The organism is Streptomyces sp. NPDC001828 (genome assembly GCF_042892175.1).
Lineage (GTDB): Bacteria > Actinomycetota > Actinomycetes > Streptomycetales > Streptomycetaceae > Streptomyces.
Genome location: NZ_JBIATV010000003.1, coordinates 270950 through 292295, shown reverse-complemented (window position 1 = coordinate 292295; position 21346 = coordinate 270950). Strand labels below are relative to the sequence as shown.

Below are 21346 nucleotides of genomic sequence, written 5' to 3'. Positions count from 1 at the left end.
AATTTGATGGTGCGTCAATCACCCTCCGGGCGGGCCGACGCCGACCGGCGGGCGGTTTTGGTGCGCGACAATTCCCTGACGGTTCAAGGGTTTTGGCGTACGGACGGAGTTCCCGGTGGCAGTGCAGGAGGCTCGGCAGTGCGGAGGTGACTGCGCGCACGGCGCGCGGGACGGGCACCGGCGCGCGGTGGCGGCGTTCCTCGCCAAGCGGGACGGATTCGCCGCGGGCGAGGGGCTGCCCGCCGCGCTCGCCCACTCCGCGGGGGCGTCGCGCCAGTGGGTCTCCGACGAGCTGACCCAGTCCGCGCGGGCGCTCGCCGAACGCGGCCGGGAAGCGGGCCGGGGGTGGCCCGAGCGGGTGTGGCGCGCCACCCTCGTCACGGTCTGGGGCGGTGTGGCGGCGCTCTCCCTCGCCGAGGCGGCGACCGCGATCGGAGCCGGATGGACGCCCGCCCGCACCGCCGGGCTCCTGTCCGCCCTCGCCGTGGCGGCCCTGGCGACGGCGGCGGCGTATCTGCACCGCGCGCACGGCGGACTCCTCGCGCCCGTGCTCGGCGAGGACAACCGCCTCTCGACCTCGCGGGCGGTCGCCGCGGCCTGGGGCCTGTTCGCGGTCTTCGCGGCCCTCGTCCTCGCCCTGCGGCTGGCCGCCGCGTCCGACCCCGCCGAGCGCGAGCGAATCCTGCACGGCCTCGAACTGGCGCACTGCGGCGGCCTGTTGGCCGTCGTGTTCCTCTCCTCGCTGATCGCGGTGGTGGTCCGACGGGTGGTGACGGTACGCGTCCACGGCCAGCGCCTGCAGAAGCTGCGGGCCGACCGGCCGCGCGGCGCCGACCTGTTGACCGACGACGCGGGTCGCGGGAGCTTCGCGGACGCGCAGTACGTGACGGCGACCCTGGTCGCGGTCCTCTTCGCGGCGGTACGCCTGGCCCGTCATCCCGAGCAACTCCCCGATCTGCCTTGGGGGTTGGCGGCCCTCGTCCTGGTCTCCGCCGCGACCTACCTCGCCGCGAAGTACGCGGAGGGCGCCCGCCCCGTACTGCTCTCCGTGGTGCGGGCACGGGAGGCGGGGGACCTGGACGCGCCCATCCGTACCGGGGACGACATCGAGATCCGGGGCGCGGGGTTCGTGCCGCCGGGCGCGGGCACCCCGGACCGGCTCGCCCGCATGGTGGTGCGCATCGGCGCCGTCCACGTCCACGTTCCGCTCATCCCGGTGCCGGGCGGCTTCGCGAACCCGACCGACGGGGTGCTCACGGTGCCGGTTCCGGTGGACGTCGAGGCGGGCCGGGTGGAGGTCCGGGTGGTGACGGCGGCGGGCGTCGAGACGAACGCGCTCGTCGTTGAGGTCGCGGAGTAGGGCCGAACCCCGGCCGCCCGACCGGAGTGGGATTGAGACACGCGTTCCCCCCGTCCGTATCGTCTGGTGACAGGCCAATCGGACGGAGGCGGGATCAGCCATGGCACATGGGTACGTGACCAGGGCGGGGGTGGACGAGGGTGCGGGCGGCTGGCGTGCCACGGCCCGCACCTACGCACTGCTGCCGCTGCGGATCTTCCTCGGCGTGACCTTCATCTACGCGGGTCTCGACAAGCTCACGGACAGCGCGTTCTTCCACACGAGCGGCGCCGGCTCCATCGGCGAGCTGATGCACGGGGTGCGGGACAGCGCCGCGGTCCCGGCCCTCGTGGACCTCGCACTGAAGAGCCCCTCGGGGTTCGGCTACGCCATCGCCCTGGGCGAACTGGCCGTGGGGATCGGCACCCTGCTCGGCCTGTTCGGGCGGCTCGCCGCGCTGGGCGGCGCCCTCATCTCGCTCTCCCTGTGGCTCACGGTGAGCTGGGCGACCACCCCCTACTACTACGGCAACGACCTGGCCTATTTGATGGCGTGGCTCCCGCTCGTACTGGCCGGGACGCCGTTGCTGTCCGCGGACGCGTTCCTCGCCAGGCGGCGCCGCTTGCGCACCCCGTAGTCGATCCAGCTGACCAGCGAGGCGATGCCGAGGCCGCCGCAGACCAGCGGGATCACCACGGGCGACGGCGTGTCCCAGCGGCCTGCCGCGTCCCCCGCGAACAGGACGGCCGGGGCGGCGAGCGCGAGCCCGGCTACCAGCCGGCCGGGGCGGAACTCATGACGCGGCACGGTCCACCTCCGCTTGGCCGACGCCGACCTTGAGGCGGAGTTCGAGCGTGCCCGCCGGCTTGGCGCCGGCCGGCGGCGCGAGCGTCGTCGTCCGCTTCTCGCCCGGCGTCACCTGGATGTGGTCCGGCTTCTCGCCGGGCAACTGGATGTCACCGACTCCCATGTCGAAGCTCACCTTCACCGTCACGTCCTTCGGCACGACCACCTTGGCGCGGCCCGCGCCGACCTCCGCGCCGGTCGTCAGGGTCCGGCCCGGCGGCACGGCGACCCGGCTCAGATCGAGGGTGGCGACGCCGGTCCCCAGGTCGTACGCCGGGCGCACCTCGCCTATCGCGGTGGGCGCCCAGTTCGTACGCGTCCAGTGCGCGTCGATGGTCTTCGGCAGCGCGGCCGAGGCCGCGAGCAGCCCCGCCGTGAGCACCGCGAGGAACAGCGTGCCGAAGCCGGTGCGGCCCAGGAGCGAGCTGACCACCAAGCCGAGCGCGAACACCCCGAGCGCCGCCGCGAACCCGAACTCCAGGCCGGTGCCCAGCGGCCGGTGGTCCCAGCCGCTGCCGAGCCCGGCGCCGAAGGCGAGCAGCGCGAGGAAGAAGAGGAGCCCGCCGATGGGGCGCGGCCCGCGGTCCGCGCGCGCGGCGGCCTTCGCGGCCTTGCGCGCGGCCTTGCCGGCCGGGGGCGCGTCCGCGTCCGCCGGGCCCCACAGATAGCCGGCCGCGACGGGCCCGGTGGTGCCGTCCTTGACGATCGGGTCCCGCCACCAGGAGGGCGGGGCGGGCGCGGGCGGCGCCTTCGTCTCGGGCGGCGCGTCCGCGACCGCCTGGGCCGCGACCGGGTCGAGCGGGGTGTCGGGGGGCGTGGTCGAGCGGCGCTGCGACCAGACGGCGGCGCCCCCGAGCAGCAACGCGAGCAGGACGGCGAACGTCATCACCGAGCCGTTGCGCAGCATGGTGAGGAAGATCCCGCAGCCCGCGAGCGCCATCAGGACGGCGACCAGGGCCGCGCCCTCGACCCGGCCCGTGAGCAGCCGGCGGGCCTCGTTCTCGTCCTCGCCGTCGAGGGGCACGAGCAGCCAGGCGAACCCGTAGAAGACCAGGCCGAGCCCGCCCGTCACGGCGAGCACGCCGAGCGCGATCCGGAAGATCACCGGGTCGATGTCGCAGTACCGGCCCAGGCCGCCGCAGACGCCGCCGATGACCTTGTTGTGGCCGCTGCGGCGCAACTGCGGGGCCCCGGGGGCCGGATCGGGCGGCGCGAGGGGCGTCTCGGTCGGCGTACTCATGCGTACACCTCGGCTGGCGTGCTCATAGGGACACCTCGGTCGGCGTGCTCATACGTACATGGTGACGGGCCCGTCCGCCCCACGGCACCCGCCCCGACCCTGGCCTCACCCTGATTTCGTCCCGGAGGGGAACGGGCCGGACCCCGAGGGACGGGCTTGCCGGCTCGCGTGGGGGAGGGCGGCTCCCTCGCGGGAGGGGGCCACCCTCAGGGAAGCCTGGGGGCCAACCCTGATGCCCGCCGGTCCGCGCTCGTGTGACGATCGGGGCATGCCAGTCGCCACCCCCCGCCTGTCGCCGCCCGAGGCCGACGAAGCGCCGGTCCGCAAGCTGTACCGCTCCGCCGAGGGGCGGATGCTCGGCGGCGTCGCGCGCGGGCTCGCCGGGCACCTCGGCCTTCCGGTCGTGTGGGTGCGGATCGTCTTCCTGGGGCTGCTGTCGATCAACGGCCTGGGGGCGCTGCTCTACGCGGTGTTCTGGTTCGTGGTGCCGCTGGGCCTCGGCGGTACGACGGCCGGGCCGCGCTCCGCGTTCGAGGTCAGCGCGGACGGCCGGCGCAGGCTGCGCAAGCCCGACAAGGGGCAGATCGTCGCCCTGATCGCGCTGCTCTTCGGCGCCGCGATCTTCGCCTCGAAGGTGGACGTCGGCGGCTGGGCCAACCCGTACATCTTCCCCAGCATCCTCATCGGCGTCGGCGTGATCCTGGTGTGGCGCCAGGCCGACAACACGCGCAGGGCCCGCTGGACCGAGGGCGCCCGCCGCAGCCGCTGGCTCCCGGTGGCCCGGGGTCTCGCCGGAGTCGCCCTGGTCGGCACCGGGCTCACCGGCTTCGTCGTGGTGAACGGCTCGGCCGCACAGCTCGGCAACGTCCTGACGGCGGCGCTCGCGGTGCTGGCCGGCATCGCCCTGCTCGCCGGGCCCTATCTGGTGCGCATGACGCAGGACCTCTCCGAGGAACGCCTGATGCGCATCCGGGCCCAGGAGCGGGCCGAAGTCGCCGCCCACGTGCACGACTCGGTGCTGCACACCCTGACCCTGATCCAGCGCAACGCGGAGAACGTCGGGGAGGTGCGGCGCCTCGCCCGGGCCCAGGAGCGGGAGCTGCGCGCCTGGTTGTACAAGCCGGAGGGCACCGGCAGGGAAGAGGAGCCCGAGACGCTCGCCGAGGCCGTGAAGAAGGCGGCGGCCGAGGTCGAGGACAAGCACGGCGTCCCCCTCGAAGTGGTCGTCGTCGGCGACTGCCCGCTGGACGACGGCCTGTCCGCACAAATGCAGGCCGCACGCGAGGCAATGGTCAACGCGGCCAAGTACGGTGGCGAGGGCGGCGCCGTCCAGGTGTACGCCGAGGTCGAGGGCCGCACGGTCTTCGTCTCCGTACGGGACCGCGGCCCCGGATTCGACCTGGACGCGGTTCCCGGCGACCGGATGGGCGTACGAGAATCAATCATCGGCCGGATGCGGCGCAACGGCGGTACGGCCAGGCTGCGTTCGGTGCCCGGCGGGGGCACGGAGGTCGAGCTGGAGATGGAGAGGGCACAGGGATGACCGAGGAAACGACAGGCCGCCACGTCAGGGTGGTCCTCGTCGACGACCACCGGATGTTCCGCACCGGAGTCCAGGCGGAGATCGGCCAGACCGAGGCGACGGGCGTCGAGGTGGTCGGCGAGGCCGCCGACGTCGACCAGGCGGTGACGGTCATCACCGCGACCCGCCCCGAAGTGGTGCTGCTCGACGTCCATCTGCCGGGCGGCGGCGGCGTCGAGGTGCTGCGGCGCTCGGCGGCCATGATGGCGGACGCCGAGCGGCCGGTCCGCTTCCTGGCGCTGTCCGTCTCGGACGCGGCTGAGGACGTCATCGGCGTGATCCGCGGCGGCGCCCGCGGCTATGTCACCAAGACCATCACCGGCACCGACCTGGTCGACTCGATCTTCCGGGTGCAGGACGGCGACGCGGTGTTCTCGCCGCGCCTCGCGGGCTTCGTCCTGGACGCGTTCGCCTCCACCGACGCGCCGCCGGTCGACGAGGACATGGACCGGCTCACCCAGCGCGAGCGCGAGGTGCTGCGGCTGATCGCCCGGGGCTATGCCTACAAGGAGATCGCCAAGCAGCTGTTCATCTCCGTCAAGACGGTTGAGTCCCATGTCTCGGCGGTGCTGCGCAAGCTCCAGCTCTCCAACCGGCACGAGCTGACCCGCTGGGCGACGGCACGCCGGCTGGTGTGAGCCGCCGCCCCGGCGGGCGCAGGGGTACGACCGGTACTACGCCGAAGGGATGACCGGTGTTTTTACCTGCGTAAAACCATGGCAAAACCGGCAACCCGGGCGCGCTCGTGCCACTCTTGCCGGACGTGATGAGCCTGACCGGAACGCCCTTCTTCGTGACCGCGATCGTGGTGGCCGCGCTCGCCCTGCTGGTGCCGCTGCTCGTCTGGCACAGGGTCGGCGGCCCGGCCGTGGTCCGGGGAGCCGTGCGGCTGCTCATGGTGCTCACCGCCCAGGCCTCCGCGGTCGTCGTGGTGTTCGTCGCCGTCAACAACGCGAACGGCCTCTACGACACATGGGGTGACCTGCTCGGCACCGAGGGCCATGTCGCCGCCGCCCCGAACCTGGGTGCCGACGGCACCGGCGGGCGCAGCATCTCCAAGGAGCCCCGCGTCCGGCAGGCCTTCGCCCCGGTCGAGGACTCCGCGCTGGGCACCGGCGTCCAGGTCACGCATCTGACCGGCCGGGTCTCGGGGGCCGACGGCGAGGTCTACGTATGGCTGCCGCCGCAGTACGACGACCCGGCCTACCGGGCCAAGGACTTCCCCGTGGTGGAGCTGCTCGCCGGCTACCCCGGCTCGGCCAAGGACTGGTTCAGCAACCTCGACGCCACCGAGCAGCTGCGGCCGCTGATGGTGAAGGGCGAGGTCAAGCCGTTCATCCTGGTCGCGCCCCGCACCTCGCTGCTCGCCGGGCAGGACACCGGCTGCGCCAACGTGGCGGGCGTGGTCAACGCGGACTCCTGGCTGAGCGTGGACGTCCGCAAGATGGTCACCGACAACTTCCGCGCCCAGACCGGCGCGGACGGCTGGGCCGTCGCCGGGATATCGGCCGGCGCGCACTGCTCGGCCAAGCTCGCCATCGAGCACCCCGACCGCTATCGCGCGGCCGTCTCGCTGTCCGGCTACAACGACCCGGCCGCCGAGTCCGACTCGATCACCGCGAAGGACCCGGCCCTGCGGCGCGAGACCAACCCGCTGTGGATGCTGGACCACGCCAAGCACCCGCCGCGCACCTCGCTCCTGCTGACCGGCCAGCCGGGCGACGGCTACGAGGACGCGCTCGCGCTGCGCGAGGCCGCGAAGACGCCCACCAAGGTGTGGGTGCAGAAGACGTACGGCGGCCATCTCAACGTGGTGTGGAAACCCCTCCTGCCGGAGGTGTTCCACTGGCTCTCCGGTCAGCTGGGCGGAGTCCAGAAGGCGAAGGAGCCGGACGGCGGCCTGCGGCCCGACGGCGGCGCCCGCGATGCCGCGGTCGTCCAGGCGACGGGCGGGGGTGCCGTGCGGAAGCAGGGCGGCGGCGCTACGGGGTGAGAAGTAAAGGGTGCGGGCCGTCACCCTTTGGTAAAACGCTGGCAAAGCGGGCAACTGGTGCTCCTGGCCGCCCCTCTTCCGTGGCGTGATGAGCCTGACCGGTACCCCCTTCCTCGTGATCGCGATCCTCGCGGCCGCGGCTGCCCTGCTGCTGCCGCTCGTCCTCTGGACCAGGATCGGCGGGCCGGCTTTCGTGCGCGGGGTCTCGCGGCTCCTCATGCTCGGCTTCGCCCAGGTCACCGCGATCCTCGTGGTCTTCCTCCTGGTCAACAACGCCAACGGCCTGTACGACACCTGGGACGACCTGCTCGGCGGCGGCAACCACGTCAACGCCGCCCCCGACCTCGGCCCCGACGGCACCGGCGGGCGGAACGCGGCCACCGAGCCCAAGGTGAAGCAGAAGTTCGAGCCGTACACCAACAAGGTCGGCAAGGACGTCGTGAAGACCACGCTCAAGGGCCAGGTCTCCGGCGTCGAGGGCGATGTGGCGGTGTGGCTGCCGCCGCAGTACAACGACCCGGCGTACAAGGACAAGTCGTTCCCCGTCGTCGAGCTGCTGCCCGGCTACCCGGGGTCGATAGGCGCCTGGTTCGGCACGCTGAAGGCGCAGGAGCAGCTCACGCCGATGATGCAGCGCGGCGAGGTCGCGCCGTTCATCCTGGTCTCGCCCCGCACCACCCTCCTGAGCGGCAAGGACACCGGCTGCGCCAACGTGGCGGGTGTGGTCAACGCGGACTCCTGGCTGAGCGTGGACGTCCGCAAGATGGTCACCGACAACTTCCGTGCCCAGACCGGGGCCGAGGGCTGGGCCGTGGCCGGGTACTCCGCGGGCGCCCACTGCGCCGCCAAGCTCGCCATCGAGCACCCCGACCGCTACCGGGCCGGCGTCGACCTGTCCGGCTACAACGACCCGGCCGCCGAGAAGGACTCGATCACCGCGAAGGACCCCAAGCTGCGCGAGGAGTCCAACCCGCTGTGGATCCTCAAGCACGCCAAGAACCCGCCGCACATCTCCCTGTTCGTCTCCGGCGAGCAGACCGACGGCTACGCCGACGGGCTCGCCCTGAAGAAGGCGGCCAAGGCGCCCACCGCGGTGACCGCGGTCAAGCTCAACGGCGGCGGCCACGCGAGCGCGGTGTGGAAGGCCCAGGTACCGGAGGTCTTCCGGTGGCTGACCAAGGAGATGGGCGCCGGCGCCAAGTCGGGTGCTGGGCAAGGGATCTGACGTAACGTCAGCGGAATGTGCGGCGGCGCGCGTGACATCGGCGAGGCATGACGTCGGCAGGACGTGAGGTCGGCGAACGCACCGCCCGCGCCGGTCAGGACGGCACGGGTCACGCGGGCCGGGCGGCCCCGGCGAACGGCATCTGGTCGATCGGCGCGACCCGCACCGGCGCCCCCGGATGCGGCGCGTGGATCATCTTGCCGCCGCCGATGTAGAGCCCGACGTGGCTGATCCCGGAGTAGAAGAACACCAGGTCGCCCGGCTCCAGTTGGGAACGCGGGATCCGGCTGCCCGCGTTGATCTGGGTGTACGTGGTGCGCGGCAGCTGCACCCCGGCCGAGCGCCAGGCGGCCTGCGTCAGGCCCGAGCAGTCGAAGGACGAGGGGCCGGTGGCGCCCCAGACGTACGGCTTGCCGAGCGCCGCGTACGCGAAGGCGACGGCGGCCGCGGCGCGCGAACTGGGGGCGGGCGCGAGCGTGGTGCGCGGGGCGTCGGCCGAGCGGCTGGCCCGGGTGTCGGCGGGGGCCGCGTCGGCCTCCTCGTAGGAGGCCCGCTCCGGCGCGCTGAGCTGGGCGAGCAGGGCCTCGGCCGAGGTGATCTTCGACTGGATGTCGCTCTTCTGACGCGCGAGCGTGGACTGCCGCTCGCGCAGCTCGGTGAGCTTCCCGTCGGCCGTGGAGTGCAGCCGGTCGAGCTCGGCGAGCTGCTTTCGCACCCCGGCCACGGCGACCGCCGTGCGGTCCCCGGCGCGCTCGGCGAGGGCCGCGTCGTCCAGGTACCGCTTGGGGTCGGACGACAGGATCAGCTGGAGTTCGGGCGCGACCGCCCCGCTGCGGTACTGGGCCGCCGCGAGCGAACCCAGCGCGTTGCGCGCGGTGTTGAGCTGCTCGGTCTTGCGGGCGGCCTCGTCGCGTAGCCCGCGCAGCGAGCGCGCGGCCGCGTCCGCCTTCTCCTTCGTCCCGTCGTACGCCTCCGTCGCCACCTCGGCGTCGTGGTACAGCTGGTCGACCTTGGCCTTGACCTGCGCCGGGGTGAGCTTCGGCTCGGCGTGCCCGGACCCCTCGAAGAGGGTCGCGGTGGCCGCCGACGCCAGCGCGAGCGTCGCGGCGGTGCGGGCGGCGGGACCGCTGAGCGGATGCTGCTTGGGCTTTCGGTGCGCAGCCACTAGGGCCTTCACGTCCTTCCGTACGGCAGTACTTCCGCGCTGCGGCTCCCGGGCGGGGAGCCGTTCCGACGACGGACCGCACAGGGGGAGCGGCCCGCCGCCGGATCTTTCGGCGGGGCGACCGGCAGCCGCCCGGTGGAGGGGCGGCGGTGGGGAGTCGGTCACCTGGGGGAGGACGCTAAACCTGGAGACACGGTCGAGCGACGTAGTGACGAGAAGTGCCGCTTTCCGGTGCTACTGCGACCGACTTCGACCGAAGCCGGGGCGATGACCCCCGGGGTCCGCGCCTGCTGTGACCGAAGTGCCGGTTGGGCCGCACCCGCCGCACGGCGGCTGCTAAGCGGGAATTAGGCTCCGGCTCATGGACGTACTCATCAATGTCTTCGTCGGCCTGCACATCATCGGCATCGCTTCGCTGCTCGGCGGATTCCTGACGCAGATGAAGGCGATGAGCGCGGGCACCGCCCGCTTCGTCCCGGCGATGCTGCACGGCGCCCTGACCATGCTGGTCACCGGCGTCGCCCTGGTCGGCCTCAACCAGGCCGACGACATGAGCGTGAACACCCTCAAGATCGGCGTGAAGCTCGCGATCCTGATCGTGATCCTGGGCCTGGTCTACGTGAAGCGGGACGACGAGAAGATCGAGAAGGGTCTGTTCGGCGCGGTCGGCGGCCTCACCGTCGTGAACATCTTCATCGCGCTGCTCTGGCACTGAGTCCGTGACGGATCGGGCCCGGCACGCCTAGCCGGGCCTGACCGCCCCGTAGACCGGCATGTAGTAGATCGACTCCTCGCGGACGTAGGCCCCGGAGTGCGGCGCGTGGATCATCATGCCGTTGCCTGTGTACATCCCGACATGGCTGATGTCGTCGTAGAAGAACACCAGGTCACCGGGTTGCAGATCGGCCGTCGCGACCCGGGTGCCCACCTTCACCTGGTCCCAGGTGGTACGCGGCAGATCCACCCCGGCGGCCTTCCACGCGGCCTGCGTGAGCCCCGAGCAGTCGTACGAGGCGGGCCCGGTCGCGCCCCACACATACGGCTTGCCCATCTGCGCGCGGGCGAAGGCGAGGGCCTTGGCGGCCTTGGCCGACGCGGGCGCGGACGGCCCGGAGGGGGCGGTGGGCGCCGAGGGCGCGTGGCCGGCCGGCGGGGCGGGCTTCTCCCTGGCGGCCGCCTGCCGCGCGGCCAGCTCGGCGGCCTTGCGCTCCGCCTCGTCCTGCTTCTTCTTCTCCAGCGCGGCCAGGCGCTCCTTCTCCCGCGCGGTCAGCGTCGACAGCAGGGTGCGCGCCGCCGTCAGCTTGCCCTGCACCTCCTCCTTGCCCGCCCGCAGCGTCTGCTGCGAGGTGGTCAGCGCGGCCAGGCCGCGGCTCGCCTCGGCCCGCTTCTTCGCGTTGGCCGCGCGCTCGGTCTCGAAGGTGCTCAGCGTCCGGTGCTGCTCGTCGGAGAGGCGGCCCATCAGCTGGTCCTGGTCGAAGAAGGCCTGGGGATCGTCCGAGAACAGCAGCCGCATGGTGGGGGTGACCCCGCCGTCGCGGTACTGGGCGGCGGCATAGCCGCCGATGACGCGCCGGGTGTCGTTCAGCTTCGCGGTGCCGGCCGCCACCTGGTCGAGCAGCGAGTCGACCTTGGCGCGCTGGGTGGAGGTGGCCTCCTTGGCCGCGTCGTACTTCTGGGTGGCCAGGTCCGCCTGCCGGTAGAGGTCGTCGACCTTCCTCTGCACCTCTTCGATGCTCGGCTTCGGCACGGTCGGCGCCGCGTCCGCGCTCTGCGCCAGCAGGCTCACCGAGGCGAGCGCGGCCGTCGTGACGCCCAGGGCGGGGACGGCGGGGCGGGTTCTGGTGCGCGGCTTGCGGTGTGAGGGCAAGGCCGACACCTCCTTCCGGATCCTTCCGGACGGGGGCGTTCCCCGGCTTGCTGCGGCACGCTAGCCAACTCCCTTGACCCCTGGGAAGGTTGATGTCCGACAGGCCCGATACATTCCCGTGACCTTCACGGTGCGTAGTCGCCGACGGTCTCTCCGAAGGCGCCGGCCGGAGTGTCCGAAGGCGGCGGCGGACTGTCAGAGGGGCGGCCTAGACTCGGGAGACGATGAGCAGCCTCTTTGACGACAGCTTCCTGGCGGACCTCCAGCCCTCGGAGGAGGAGCACCCGCCCCCGCCCGAGGAGACGCACGCACCCGAGCCGGTGCCGGACGACCTGTTCGGCGGCCGGTTCGACGCGCCCGTGGACCGCGACGCCCACTACCGTGGCGGCGCCCCGCGCCCGGTGATCGACGCGGCGGCCCTCCTGGAGGGGCTGAACGAACAGCAGCGCGCCGCCGTGGTCCACGCGGGCTCGCCGCTGCTCATCGTGGCCGGCGCCGGCTCCGGCAAGACCCGGGTGCTCACGCACCGCATCGCCCACCTCCTCGCCACCCGGGGGGTGCACCCCGGCCAGATCCTCGCGATCACCTTCACCAACAAGGCCGCCGGCGAGATGAAGGAGCGCGTCGAGCAGCTGGTCGGCCCGCGCGCCAACGCGATGTGGGTCATGACGTTCCACAGCGCGTGCGTCCGGATCCTGCGCCGCGAGTCGAAGAAGCTGGGCTTCACCTCGTCGTTCTCGATCTACGACGCGGCCGACTCCAAGCGCCTGATGGCGCTGGTCTGCCGCGACCTCGATCTGGACCCGAAGAAGTTCCCGCCGAAGTCGTTCAGCGCCAAGGTGTCCAACCTGAAGAACGAGCTGATCGACGAGGAGACCTTCGCGGGGCAGGCCGCGGACGGCTTCGAGAAGACGCTCGCCCAGGCCTACGCGATGTACCAGGCGAGGCTGCGCGAGGCCAACGCGCTCGACTTCGACGACATCATCATGACCACGGTCCACCTCCTCCAGGCCTTCCCGGACGTGGCCGAGCACTACCGGCTGCGCTTCCGGCACGTCCTGGTCGACGAGTACCAGGACACCAACCACGCCCAGTACACGCTGGTGCGGGAGCTGGTGGGCCCCTCGGGCGAGGCGCAGGCCCCGGCCGAGCTGTGCGTGGTGGGCGACGCCGACCAGTCGATCTACGCCTTCCGGGGCGCGACGATCCGCAACATCCTCCAGTTCGAGGAGGACTACCCCAACGCGACGACGATCCTCCTGGAGCAGAACTACCGCTCCACCCAGACGATCCTGTCCGCCGCCAACGCGGTGATCGAGCGCAACGAGAGCCGCCGCCCCAAGAACCTGTGGACGGACGCCGGGCCCGGAGCCCGGATCACCGGCTACGTCGCCGACACCGAGCACGACGAGGCGCAGTTCGTCGCCGACGAGATCGACCGGCTCACCGACAAGTCCGAGGCCAAGGCGGGCGACGTCGCGGTCTTCTACCGCACCAACGCGCAGTCCCGCGTCTTCGAAGAGATCTTCATCCGGGTCGGCCTGCCCTACAAGGTCGTCGGCGGTGTCCGCTTCTACGAGCGCAAGGAGGTCAGGGACGTCCTGGCCTACCTCCGCGTCCTGTCGAACGCGGAGGACACCGTCCCGCTCCGGCGCATCCTCAACGTCCCCAAGCGCGGCATCGGCGAGCGCGCCGAAGCCATGATCGACGCGCTGTCGCTGCGCGAGAAGATCACCTTCCCGCAGGCGCTGCGCCGCGTCGACGAGGCGTACGGCATGGCGGCCCGCTCCGCCAACGCCGTCAAGCGCTTCAACACGCTGATGGAGGAGCTCCGCACGATCGTTGACTCGGGTGCGGGACCCGCGGTGGTCCTCGAAGCGGTCCTCGAACGCACGGGATATCTGGCCGAGTTGCAGGCCTCGACCGACCCTCAGGACGAGACCCGTATCGAGAACCTCCAGGAACTGGCCGCCGTGGCCCTGGAGTTCGAGCAGGAGCGCGGCGAGGAAGAAGGTGCGGGCACGCTCGCCGAGTTCCTGGAGAAGGTCGCCCTGGTCGCCGACTCCGACCAGATCCCCGACGAGGACGAGGACGGCTCCGGGGTCATCACCCTGATGACGCTCCACACCGCCAAGGGCCTCGAATTCCCCGTCGTGTTCCTCACCGGCATGGAGGACGGCGTCTTCCCGCACATGCGGGCGCTCGGCCAGGTCAAGGAGCTGGAGGAGGAGCGTCGCCTCGCCTACGTCGGCATCACCCGCGCCCGCGAGCGGCTGTATCTGACGCGCTCCTCGATGCGCAGCGCCTGGGGCCAGCCCTCGTACAACCCGGCCTCGCGCTTCCTGGAGGAGATCCCGGTCCAGCACCTGGAGTGGAAGCGGACGGGGCCGATGGCCGCGCCGGCCGGGCCGATGTCCAGCAAGTCGCTCGGCGGCGGGATCGGCAGCTCGCTGTCCTCGTCGCGCGCCAAGTCGGGCCCCTCGGGCTTCGCGACCCGGCGCGGCACCGACAAGCCGGTCATCGCGCTGACGGTCGGCGACCGCGTCACCCACGACCAGTTCGGCCTCGGCACCGTGATGTCGGTGACCGGCTCGGGCTCGGACGCCCAGGCCACCATCGACTTCGGCGACGAGCGCCCCAAGAAGCTGCTGCTTCGGTACGCGCCGGTCGAGAAGCTGTAGGCGGGTCCTGCGGGTCCTGCGGGTCCTGCGGGTCCTGCGGGTCCTGCGGGTCCTCCGGGTCCTGCGCCTTACGTCGGGTCCAGGCCGTGGCTGCGCAGCCACGGCAGGGGGTCTATCGACGAACCGCCTTGCGGCCGCACCTCGAAGTGGAGGTGCGGGCCGGTGGAGTTGCCGGAGTTCCCCGAGTACGCGATGACCTCGCCCGCCTTGACCGGACCCGAGCGGAGCTTGGTGCTGGACAGGTGGCAGTACCAGGTCTCGGTGCCGTCGGCGCCGGTCACTATGGCCATGTTGCCGTAGGCGCTGTTCCACTGGGTGCGGATCGTGCCGTCGATCGCCGACATCACGGGGGTGCCGTACGAGACCGGGAAGTCGATGCCGGTGTGCACCGACATCCAGTTGACGCCGGCCTGCCCGTAGTACGCGCTGAGCCCCCGCTGCGTCACCGGCAGGACGAACTTGGGGCGCGCGGCCTCCTTGGCGGCGGCCGCGTCCTCCTTTTTCTTCTTCTCCGCGTCCTGGCGGGCCTTGAGGTCGATACGTTCCTGCGTCCGGCTGGCCCGGTCGGCGAAGCTGCTCGCGTCCGCGCTGAGATTGGCGAGCTGGGTGTCCAGCTTGGTGTTGGCGGCGACCGGCTTGACCGAGGCCGGGTCGGACGCGGCCGTCACCGTGCTGCCCTCGTCCTTGCCGTCGCCCATCCCGCCGACGGAGGCGACCGCGACGCCCGCGACCCCCATCACACACACGGACGGCACCGCGACCGTCAGCAGCGCCGAACGCTTGGCGGGCGTACGCCGCCGACGGCTGGCCCCGCGCCGCGCCTCGGCCCGCGAGGCGGGAACGGCCGCGCCGGGCAGGTCGTCGGGCCTGCCGTCCGGCTCCGGGACGGAATCGTCCGCGAGCTCCACCTGGGGGAACTCGGCCGTCTCGTAAGGGAGTTGGGGCTCCGGGCTGCTCTCGGCCCGGGGGAAGGGGGCCGTCCGGTCCGCCGCCGTCGCGTTCCACGCGGTCGCGTCGTAGGTGCCGGTATCGGTGTGGGTGCCGGGCACGGCCCACTGGCCGGTGGTGTCGTACGCGGAGGCGAACGCGGTGTTGTCGTACTGACCGGTGCCCTGAGCCTGGTTCCAGGCGCCGGCGTCCCACTGGCCCGTGGTGTCGAAGCCGCTCGTGTCGAGAGTTCCCGTGTCCAGGACGCTCGGCGTCCGGAAGGAGGCGGTGGGGAAGGCGCCGGTGTCGGACGCCTGGCCGGAGAAGGCCTGGGCGGCGAACGTACCGGTCTCGAACTGGCCCGTACCGAACGCGCCGGTGTGCGGGGCGCCGGTGTGGAAGGCGCCGGTCGGAAGGGTGCCGGTCTGGAAGGCGCTGCTGTCGAAGCTGCCGGTCGCGCCGTCCGGTTCGTACGCCGGAGCCTGGGCCGGAACCGTCCACTGGCCGGTGCTGTCGTACGGGGAGGCGAAGGTGCCGGTGTCGAACTGGCCGGTGGGGCCCGCCGGGTGGGCGTTCTGGCCGGCGTAACCGTCGTGCATCGAGCCGAAGAGCGGGTCGACGGCGAAGCTTCCGGTGCTGTGGCCCTGAGGGGCGTTGCCGTCATGGCCACTGCTGCCGTTGAGGTAACCGTCGTGTCCGACGTACCCGGCGTGGGCGTGCTGGTCAGTCACCAACTTCTCTCTCGCCTCGGCAACAGAACCTGCGGCCGGGTCCCAAAGGGCGGGGGGTCCCGGGGACAGCAGTGGCGTGACTGTACCCGGCGGTACGCGACGCCGACAATCTTCGGCGGGCTCCGCCGTTCCGGGAAACGGGCAATCAGCCGCCTTTCGGCGGACTGTGTGCAGAGCCTTGGCCCTGTGTTCGGGAATCGTTCGACGGACGGCGCCCTCGGAAACCGCGCCCCGGGGGAGCGTCAGGGGTGAAATCCGGCCAGGGGATGGGGCGTTCGGGGTACGCGGTCCGGTCGGAGTGCGGGATTTGTGTGGATCGCGCGCGGGTTTTCTGTTCGGCGTGCCGGGCGGTGGTCGGGCGGGTCTTTGTGCGGGCCGCCGCGCCGGGCATGGCCCAGCCCGCCGAGCGGGCCATCGCCCGATACCGCTCGGCCGCAGCTCAGGCCGCAGCTCAGGCCGCAGCTCAGGCCGCAGCCCAGGCCTCGCTCAGGTCACAGCTCAGGCCCCGCTCAGGCCACCGAGAACGCGTCCTGGTCGGCGGTCTCCGCGTCCCCCGCTGTCAGTGCCTGGCGCACTCCGGCGGCGACGGCCGGGTGGACCGGCATGGCCAGATGACCGATACCCGTCACCCGGACGTTCTGGGCCAGCAGGTCAGGGTGCTCCACGCGGGCCGTCTCGACCGGAATCATCAGCGTGTCGAGATCGCTCCAGAAACTCACGAACCGGGTACGAATGCCGGGTGCGGGCAGGCGCAGCTCCTCGACGAGAGCGGAGCCGGGGCACATCTGCCGCACGATCGGGTGGGCGTTGGCGAGCTGGGCCGAGCGCGTACCGGAATGCGGGGTGCCGAGCGTGACGAGCGTACGGACCCGGCGGTCGCCGCCCAGGCGCTGCACGTAGTAGCGGGCTATCAAACCGCCCAGGCTGTGCCCGACGATGTCCACCTCGGCGTGGCCGGTGCGGGCGCAGATGTCCTCTACGTGGCGGCCGAGCAGATCGGCGGCGACCTTGATGTCGACGGTCAGCGGCGAGTAGTTGAGGGATTCGAGGTGCCGCCAGCCGTGCCGGGCCAGCGAACGGCGCAGCAGCACGAAGACCGAGCGGTTGTCGATGAAGCCGTGCAGCAGGACGACGGGCGGGTGCGACCGGCCGGCGGTGGGCAGCTGTGGCGCGTCGGCGGCGTCGATCGCCGGGTGCCGCTCGGGAGTGAGGCCCGACGGATAGAGCAGCAGATGCCCGGCCAGCACCGCGAGGTCGAGCGCGGTGGCCCGGATCAGGGCGGCCGACAGCCACGCCCGGCGCAGACATGACGGCAGTAGCGATAAGAACTGCACGGCGGCGACCTCCCGAATGGCACACGGAAGGCCGCTCCGTCCCCCGTATGCCCTCATGGGGTTCCACCGGTGAAGATCCCGCTTCGGCCGGCCCGAAAAAAGAGGGCCGGACCACCGTGCTGCGCGGCTGGCAGCACGGTGGTGCGGCGCCTTCGTAGCGGCTCCCCTTGCGACCGTGCCCACACGGTGGCGAGGGCCCTCCGGCCGGGGCAGGGGGGCCGACTGATGCGGGTACGGTGCGAAACGAACGTGTCCCACGTGTGATTTCCCCCTCCCTCTCCACCGTGAAACGGCGGCTTGCGGGATGCTGTCGATAACGTTCGTTCACTCCCCGGCTCTTTGGCGCGGGGGTGCGCAGGTGGGACATGTGGAGGCAGTGATGGGTGTAACTGGTCCGATCCGCGTGGTGGTGGCCAAGCCGGGGCTCGACGGTCACGATCGCGGGGCCAAGGTCATCGCGCGGGCGCTGCGTGATGCCGGCATGGAGGTCATCTACACCGGGCTGCACCAGACGCCCGAGCAGATCGTCGACACCGCGATCCAGGAGGATGCCGACGCGATCGGGCTCTCCATCCTTTCCGGCGCGCACAACACGCTGTTCGCGAAGGTGCTGGAGCTTTTGAAGGAGCGGGAAGCGGAGGACATCAAGGTGTTCGGTGGGGGGATCATTCCGGAGGCGGATATTCCGCCGCTGAAGGAGCTCGGGGTCGCGGAGATCTTCACTCCCGGGGCGACGACGGCGTCCATCGTGACCTGGGTCAACGCCAACGTCCGCCAGCCCGCAGGCGCGTAGGCCTCGGTGGGTGGGGTTGCCCGCCCGCCCGTTGCCCGGGGTTGGTTGGTTCCGGGCCCCTGGGGCTCCGCCCCAGACCCCGTTCGTGCCTAAAGGGCGCTCGTCCTCAAACGCCGGACGGGCTGAAGATGCCGCAGCACCCGGTGCTTTTAGGGGCGCGGGGAACTGCGCGACCAGCCACGCACGGCCCGCACTCGACGAACTTCCCCCCTCGACGAACTTCCCCCGGAGGGTCTCGGGAAGGGGCGGGGTGGGGAAGGTTCAAGGGGCGCGGGGAACTGCGCGAACGGCCCCCGTGGCCCGCAGGCGAAGGCGGCTTTCAAGGGGCCCGGGGCCCGCGGCCTCGGGCGCCCGGAGGGGCTAGGGGCACAGTTCGGTTCGCAGGGCCGCGCGCAGGCGCAACGTGGCGACCAGGCGCTGGAACGCCTCCGCCCAGTAACCCCCCGCTCCCGGCGACGCCCCCTCCCGCTCCGGCTGCGTAGCCGTCAGCGCCTCCAGGCGGGGCGACTCCGAAGGGTCGAGGCAGCGCTCGGCCAGGCCCATGACCCCGCTGAAGCTCCACGGATAGCTCCCCGCATCCCGTGCGATCTCCAGCGCGTCCACCACGGCCCGCCCCAGCGCCCCCGCCCACGGCACCACACACACGCCGAGCAGCTGGAACGCCTCCGACAGGCCGTGCGCCGATATGAACCGGGCCACCCAGTCCGCCCGTTCGGGCTCCGCGAGGACGGACAGGAGCTTGGCCCGCTCGGCCAGTGACGTCGTGCCCGCGCTCTCACCGGGCGGCGCGGACGGGGCGCCGAGCAGGGCCCGTGCCCACTCCGCGTCGCGCTGCCGCACCGCCGCCCGGCACCACGCGGCGTGCAGCTCATCGCCCCAGTCGTCGGCGACGGGCAGCGCCACGATGTCGGCGACCGGCCGCCCGCCGAACCGTCGCGGCCACGTGCCGAGCGGCGTCGACTCCACCAACTGGCCGAGCCACCAAGACCGTTCGCCCCGCCCGGCCGGCGGGCGCGGCGCGACTCCGTCCCGCTGCATCGCCGCATCGCACTCGTGCGGCGCCTCCACCGAGATCGTCGCCTCCTCGGCCGTGCGGTCGAGGGACACGCAGGACGCCGCCCGCTCGGCCATCCGCCCCGCGAGCGCCGAACCGGGCAGCGCGGAGAGCAGCTCCGCCGCCGTCGCCCGCACATTGCGGCTGCGGTCGGCGAGCGCCTGCTCCAGGAACGGCTCGTCCAGGGCCGAGAGCCCGTCGCGCAGCGAGTCCAGGAACATCAGCCGGTCCTCGGCCCGCTCGGTCGCCCACGTCGTGGCCAGGAGCGCCCGCCCCGCCGCCGCGCCGTACGCCCGAACCGCCCCGAGCAGCGCCACCCGCTCGGCGAACAGGCCCTCTTCCCAAAGGAGTTGAACGGCCTCGGCGTCCCCCGGATCCGGCAGCACCGCGCTGCCCGACGCTCCGCGCTGCGCGAAGCGCCACTCCGGGTTGAGCCTGGCCAGCCACAGGCCGCGCGGCCCCGCGAAGGCCAGGGCCTGGGGGCGCAGATCGGTACGGGCCCGGGCCGCGTCGAGCAGGGTGGGCAGCAGCTCGGCAGGCGCGCGCAGACCCCGCTCGTTGGCCAGGGCCAGCCACTGCGGAAGCAGCTCGCCCAGGTCGGGAGCGCTCCCGCGCCGGCCCCCGGCGTGCGCGGGAGCCGAGCGGTCGGCGAGGAGCAGCGCGAGGCGCCGCCGGGCCGCCTCCGGCAGCACGGGCCGCTCGTCCGGCGGGGCGTCCGGCGGCCGCACCCCCGCCGCCGCCGGAACGAGCCCCGCCCGGCGGCGCAGGGTCCGCGTCGCGGCGGCGTCGAGCAGCTCCCCGGGCGTCCCCGCGCCCGGCCGCCGGTCGGTGCCGAGCAGCGCCGCGGTCACCAACTCCTCCCAGGCCCCGGCCCCCGCGACAACCCGGTCCGCGTCGGCCCGGTGCGTGCCTTCCCCGCCCACCTCCGTCGTCTCCCTCGTCTCCCTCGTCGCGCTGGTCATCGAACCCCCTCCGTCCTGTCGCGGCCCCCGTACGAGCCCCGTACCGACCCGTGCGCGTCCCCGTCCCGGCCCTCGCCGTACGTGCCTGCCCCTCCCGGCCCTCCCCGTGCAGGGCTCCCGTACCGACCCGCCCCGATCCCGCTCATGTCAGCGCCACCGTCTCCGTCGATCCCCTCGGCCACGCCGCCAGCGGTGTGAAACCCCGGTGGCCGCATTCGCCGAAGACCGTCACCGGGGCGCCCCCGGACAGCGCGGCCAGCCGCCACAGGCCGGAGCGGGCCGCCGCGCCCGGCGTTACCGGGAGCGCCAACTCGCCTTCCACATCAGCCAGTTGCCAGCAGTCGTCACCGTCCTTCGGCGGTATCGGTATCGCCGCGCTCAAGGTCGCCGGATACGACTCCAGCCAGGGGTCGTCCAGGAGCGCCCGGCCGTAGCGCTCGACCGCCTCGGTCGCCGTGCCGCCCGGAGGCGGGCCGTCGGGCGCGGCCCCGGTCCCGTACCGCTCGCCCAGCGCGGCCCGCAGCCGGCCCGCGCCCGGGTAGGGCGTCAGGTCGGCGTCGATCGTCAGGCCCACCGGCAACGCCACGCCGGGGGGCCGGCCCCCCGGCCCGAAGTCCAGGACGAGGGCCGAGCGGCGCGACTCCCTTCCGTACAGCCAGATGCGGCGCGTGGTGAGCTTCGCGTCGGCCGTGTCGTACTGGGCGAGGACCTGCCAGCGGTCGCGGATCGCGGGACCCTGCGGGGTGGCGGGCACCCCGACACGGGAGCGGACCGTCGCGGCCAGCGGCTCCGGCAGGTCGGCGCGGCCGAGCCAGGCCCGGTCGAGGAGGTGCAGCAGCGCGCACTGTTCCAGGAGCCGCGTCGGCCAGCCCGGACCGGAACCCGGTATGGCACCCAACTCCCTCACCAGTCCCGCGAGTCCGGGCGCCTGCGCGTCGACCATGCGGGCGGCCGCCTCCTCCCACAGGCCGTACCCGGGACGCTCGGCCGCCGCGATCCCGCCGCGCAGCAAGTCGGCCAGGCGCTGTTCGAGCTCGGCGGCCCCGGCGGTGATCCGGTCCGCCCGCCTCTCGGCCCTGCGCCGGGCCGCCTCGGGGTCAACCGGTCCGGATTCGGCGCCTGTTGACCCCGGCTCCGGCTTCGCCGCGCGTGCCCGTCTCCCCTTCAGCCACTGCTCGGCCCAGTCCGGCGCCGTCCCCGCCGGGACCGCCTGTTCGTCCGCCGACCAGAGCAGCAGCAGCCCCACCGCGTGCTTGCACGGGAACTTCCGGCTCGGGCAACTGCACTTGTAGGCCGGGCCACTTGTGTCGATCACCGCCTGGTACGGCTTGCTGCCGCTGCCCTTGCACAGGCCCCACACCGCCCCCGTGTCGTCGCACCCGCTCTCCGACCACGGCCCGGCCGTGCCGAGCCTGCTTCCCGCCTTGCGTGACGCATCGTCAGGCGCCAGTGCGAGCACCTGATCCGCCGTCCAGCGCACCCCCTGCTGAGTCATGTCACCGAAGGTACGTGCGCCCACTGACAATCGCTCTGACCTGCGTGAATGGCCCGTCGAGGGGTGATTGTCAGTGGCGTGGTGCACGGTGGAGACCACAAGCCGGTCGAAC

The 21346-nt window shown here is 72.7% G+C and carries 16 protein-coding genes; 9 read left to right on the top strand and 7 right to left on the bottom strand.

The annotated features are described in order from the left end of the window. Positions 1-115: 115 nt before the first annotated feature. The gene (locus ACFYZA_RS12630; protein ID WP_382591718.1) at positions 116-1360 is read left to right on the top strand and encodes a hypothetical protein; all 1245 of its coding nucleotides are present in this window, start codon (positions 116-118) and stop codon (positions 1358-1360) included. 100 nt (positions 1361-1460) lie between these two features. After that, positions 1461-1976, top strand: a complete 516-nt coding sequence (locus ACFYZA_RS12625) for a DoxX family protein (protein WP_382591721.1) — start codon at positions 1461-1463, stop codon at positions 1974-1976. Positions 1977-2132: 156 nt separating this feature from the next. Here ACFYZA_RS12625 and ACFYZA_RS12620 read toward each other — a convergent pair whose 3' ends face one another. Beyond that, the gene (locus ACFYZA_RS12620) at positions 2133-3425 is read right to left on the bottom strand and encodes a PspC domain-containing protein (protein ID WP_388489815.1); all 1293 of its coding nucleotides are present in this window, start codon (positions 3423-3425) and stop codon (positions 2133-2135) included. Between the two features lie 268 nt (positions 3426-3693). Between ACFYZA_RS12620 and ACFYZA_RS12615 the strand changes: the two genes are divergently transcribed. The 4 genes from ACFYZA_RS12615 to ACFYZA_RS12600 all read left to right on the top strand — a co-directional run bounded on the left by ACFYZA_RS12615 (position 3694) and on the right by ACFYZA_RS12600 (position 8225). Then, complete coding sequence (locus ACFYZA_RS12615) at positions 3694-4968, top strand: PspC domain-containing protein (RefSeq protein WP_382591727.1); 1275 nt, start codon at positions 3694-3696, stop codon at positions 4966-4968. Continuing rightward, positions 4965-5645: a LuxR C-terminal-related transcriptional regulator gene (locus tag ACFYZA_RS12610; RefSeq protein ID WP_382591729.1), complete on the top strand. Its 681-nt coding sequence runs from the start codon at positions 4965-4967 to the stop codon at positions 5643-5645. The genes ACFYZA_RS12615 and ACFYZA_RS12610 overlap by 4 nt, the downstream gene beginning before the upstream one ends. Before the next feature lie 128 nt (positions 5646-5773). Continuing rightward, positions 5774-7000 carry an alpha/beta hydrolase gene (locus ACFYZA_RS12605; RefSeq protein ID WP_388489811.1) on the top strand — a complete coding sequence of 409 codons (1227 nt, stop codon included), beginning with the start codon at positions 5774-5776 and terminating at the stop codon, positions 6998-7000. Between the two features lie 88 nt (positions 7001-7088). Further along, on the top strand, positions 7089-8225 hold the full coding sequence (locus tag ACFYZA_RS12600) for an alpha/beta hydrolase (RefSeq protein WP_382591732.1): 1137 nt from the start codon (positions 7089-7091) through the stop codon (positions 8223-8225). A gap of 109 nt (positions 8226-8334) precedes the next feature. Here ACFYZA_RS12600 and ACFYZA_RS12595 read toward each other — a convergent pair whose 3' ends face one another. Next, positions 8335-9390: an NlpC/P60 family protein gene (locus ACFYZA_RS12595; protein WP_382591736.1), complete on the bottom strand. Its 1056-nt coding sequence runs from the start codon at positions 9388-9390 to the stop codon at positions 8335-8337. Between the two features lie 361 nt (positions 9391-9751). On the opposite strand from ACFYZA_RS12595, the gene ACFYZA_RS12590 reads away from it, so the two are divergent. Next, positions 9752-10105 (top strand): hypothetical protein, encoded by a 354-nt coding sequence (locus ACFYZA_RS12590; RefSeq protein ID WP_382591739.1) that lies wholly within the window; start codon positions 9752-9754, stop codon positions 10103-10105. Between the two features lie 27 nt (positions 10106-10132). On the opposite strand, the gene ACFYZA_RS12585 is transcribed toward ACFYZA_RS12590, so the two are convergent. Beyond that, a complete protein-coding gene (locus ACFYZA_RS12585) occupies positions 10133-11257 on the bottom strand; it encodes an NlpC/P60 family protein (protein WP_388489808.1) in 1125 nt (374 codons plus the stop codon). A gap of 224 nt (positions 11258-11481) precedes the next feature. Here ACFYZA_RS12585 and pcrA point away from each other — a divergent pair, with 224 nt between their 5' ends. Then, a complete protein-coding gene (gene pcrA / locus ACFYZA_RS12580) occupies positions 11482-13938 on the top strand; it encodes a DNA helicase PcrA (RefSeq protein ID WP_388489805.1) in 2457 nt (818 codons plus the stop codon). A 68-nt stretch (positions 13939-14006) separates the two neighbouring features. Here the strand turns inward: pcrA and ACFYZA_RS12575 are convergent, their stop codons facing one another. Both ACFYZA_RS12575 and ACFYZA_RS12570 read right to left on the bottom strand, forming a co-directional pair. After that, complete coding sequence (locus ACFYZA_RS12575) at positions 14007-15596, bottom strand: M23 family metallopeptidase (protein WP_388489802.1); 1590 nt, start codon at positions 15594-15596, stop codon at positions 14007-14009. 509 nt (positions 15597-16105) lie between these two features. Continuing rightward, positions 16106-16930, bottom strand: coding sequence for an esterase/lipase family protein (locus tag ACFYZA_RS12570; protein ID WP_382591750.1), 825 nt, complete (start codon positions 16928-16930; stop codon positions 16106-16108). A gap of 379 nt (positions 16931-17309) precedes the next feature. Here ACFYZA_RS12570 and ACFYZA_RS12565 point away from each other — a divergent pair, with 379 nt between their 5' ends. Continuing rightward, positions 17310-17723 (top strand): cobalamin B12-binding domain-containing protein, encoded by a 414-nt coding sequence (locus ACFYZA_RS12565; RefSeq protein WP_388490275.1) that lies wholly within the window; start codon positions 17310-17312, stop codon positions 17721-17723. Positions 17724-18083: 360 nt separating this feature from the next. Here ACFYZA_RS12565 and ACFYZA_RS12560 read toward each other — a convergent pair whose 3' ends face one another. Together ACFYZA_RS12560 and ACFYZA_RS12555 are read right to left on the bottom strand one after the other, a co-directional pair. Then, entirely contained in the window at positions 18084-19739 is a 1656-nt protein-coding gene (locus tag ACFYZA_RS12560; RefSeq protein WP_388489799.1) for a DUF5691 domain-containing protein, read from the bottom strand. 142 nt (positions 19740-19881) lie between these two features. Next, the gene (locus ACFYZA_RS12555; RefSeq protein ID WP_388489796.1) at positions 19882-21234 is read right to left on the bottom strand and encodes an SWIM zinc finger family protein; all 1353 of its coding nucleotides are present in this window, start codon (positions 21232-21234) and stop codon (positions 19882-19884) included. Positions 21235-21346 lie beyond the last annotated feature (112 nt).

Bases quoted from the DNA above. Each gene is read 5' to 3' on its own strand.
- ACFYZA_RS12625 (WP_382591721.1), top strand. From the start codon at position 1,461: ATGGCACATGGGTACGTGACCAGGGCGGGGGTGGACGAGGGTGCGGGC.
- ACFYZA_RS12620 (WP_388489815.1), bottom strand. From the start codon at position 3,425: ATGAGTACGCCGACCGAGACGCCCCTCGCGCCGCCCGATCCGGCCCCC.
- ACFYZA_RS12615 (WP_382591727.1), top strand. From the start codon at position 3,694: ATGCCAGTCGCCACCCCCCGCCTGTCGCCGCCCGAGGCCGACGAAGCG.
- ACFYZA_RS12610 (WP_382591729.1), top strand. From the start codon at position 4,965: ATGACCGAGGAAACGACAGGCCGCCACGTCAGGGTGGTCCTCGTCGAC.
- ACFYZA_RS12605 (WP_388489811.1), top strand. From the start codon at position 5,774: ATGAGCCTGACCGGAACGCCCTTCTTCGTGACCGCGATCGTGGTGGCC.
- ACFYZA_RS12600 (WP_382591732.1), top strand. From the start codon at position 7,089: ATGAGCCTGACCGGTACCCCCTTCCTCGTGATCGCGATCCTCGCGGCC.
- ACFYZA_RS12590 (WP_382591739.1), top strand. From the start codon at position 9,752: ATGGACGTACTCATCAATGTCTTCGTCGGCCTGCACATCATCGGCATC.
- pcrA (WP_388489805.1), top strand. From the start codon at position 11,482: ATGAGCAGCCTCTTTGACGACAGCTTCCTGGCGGACCTCCAGCCCTCG.
- ACFYZA_RS12565 (WP_388490275.1), top strand. From the start codon at position 17,310: ATGGGTGTAACTGGTCCGATCCGCGTGGTGGTGGCCAAGCCGGGGCTC.
- ACFYZA_RS12560 (WP_388489799.1), bottom strand. From the start codon at position 19,739: ATGACCAGCGCGACGAGGGAGACGAGGGAGACGACGGAGGTGGGCGGG.
- ACFYZA_RS12555 (WP_388489796.1), bottom strand. From the start codon at position 21,234: ATGACTCAGCAGGGGGTGCGCTGGACGGCGGATCAGGTGCTCGCACTG.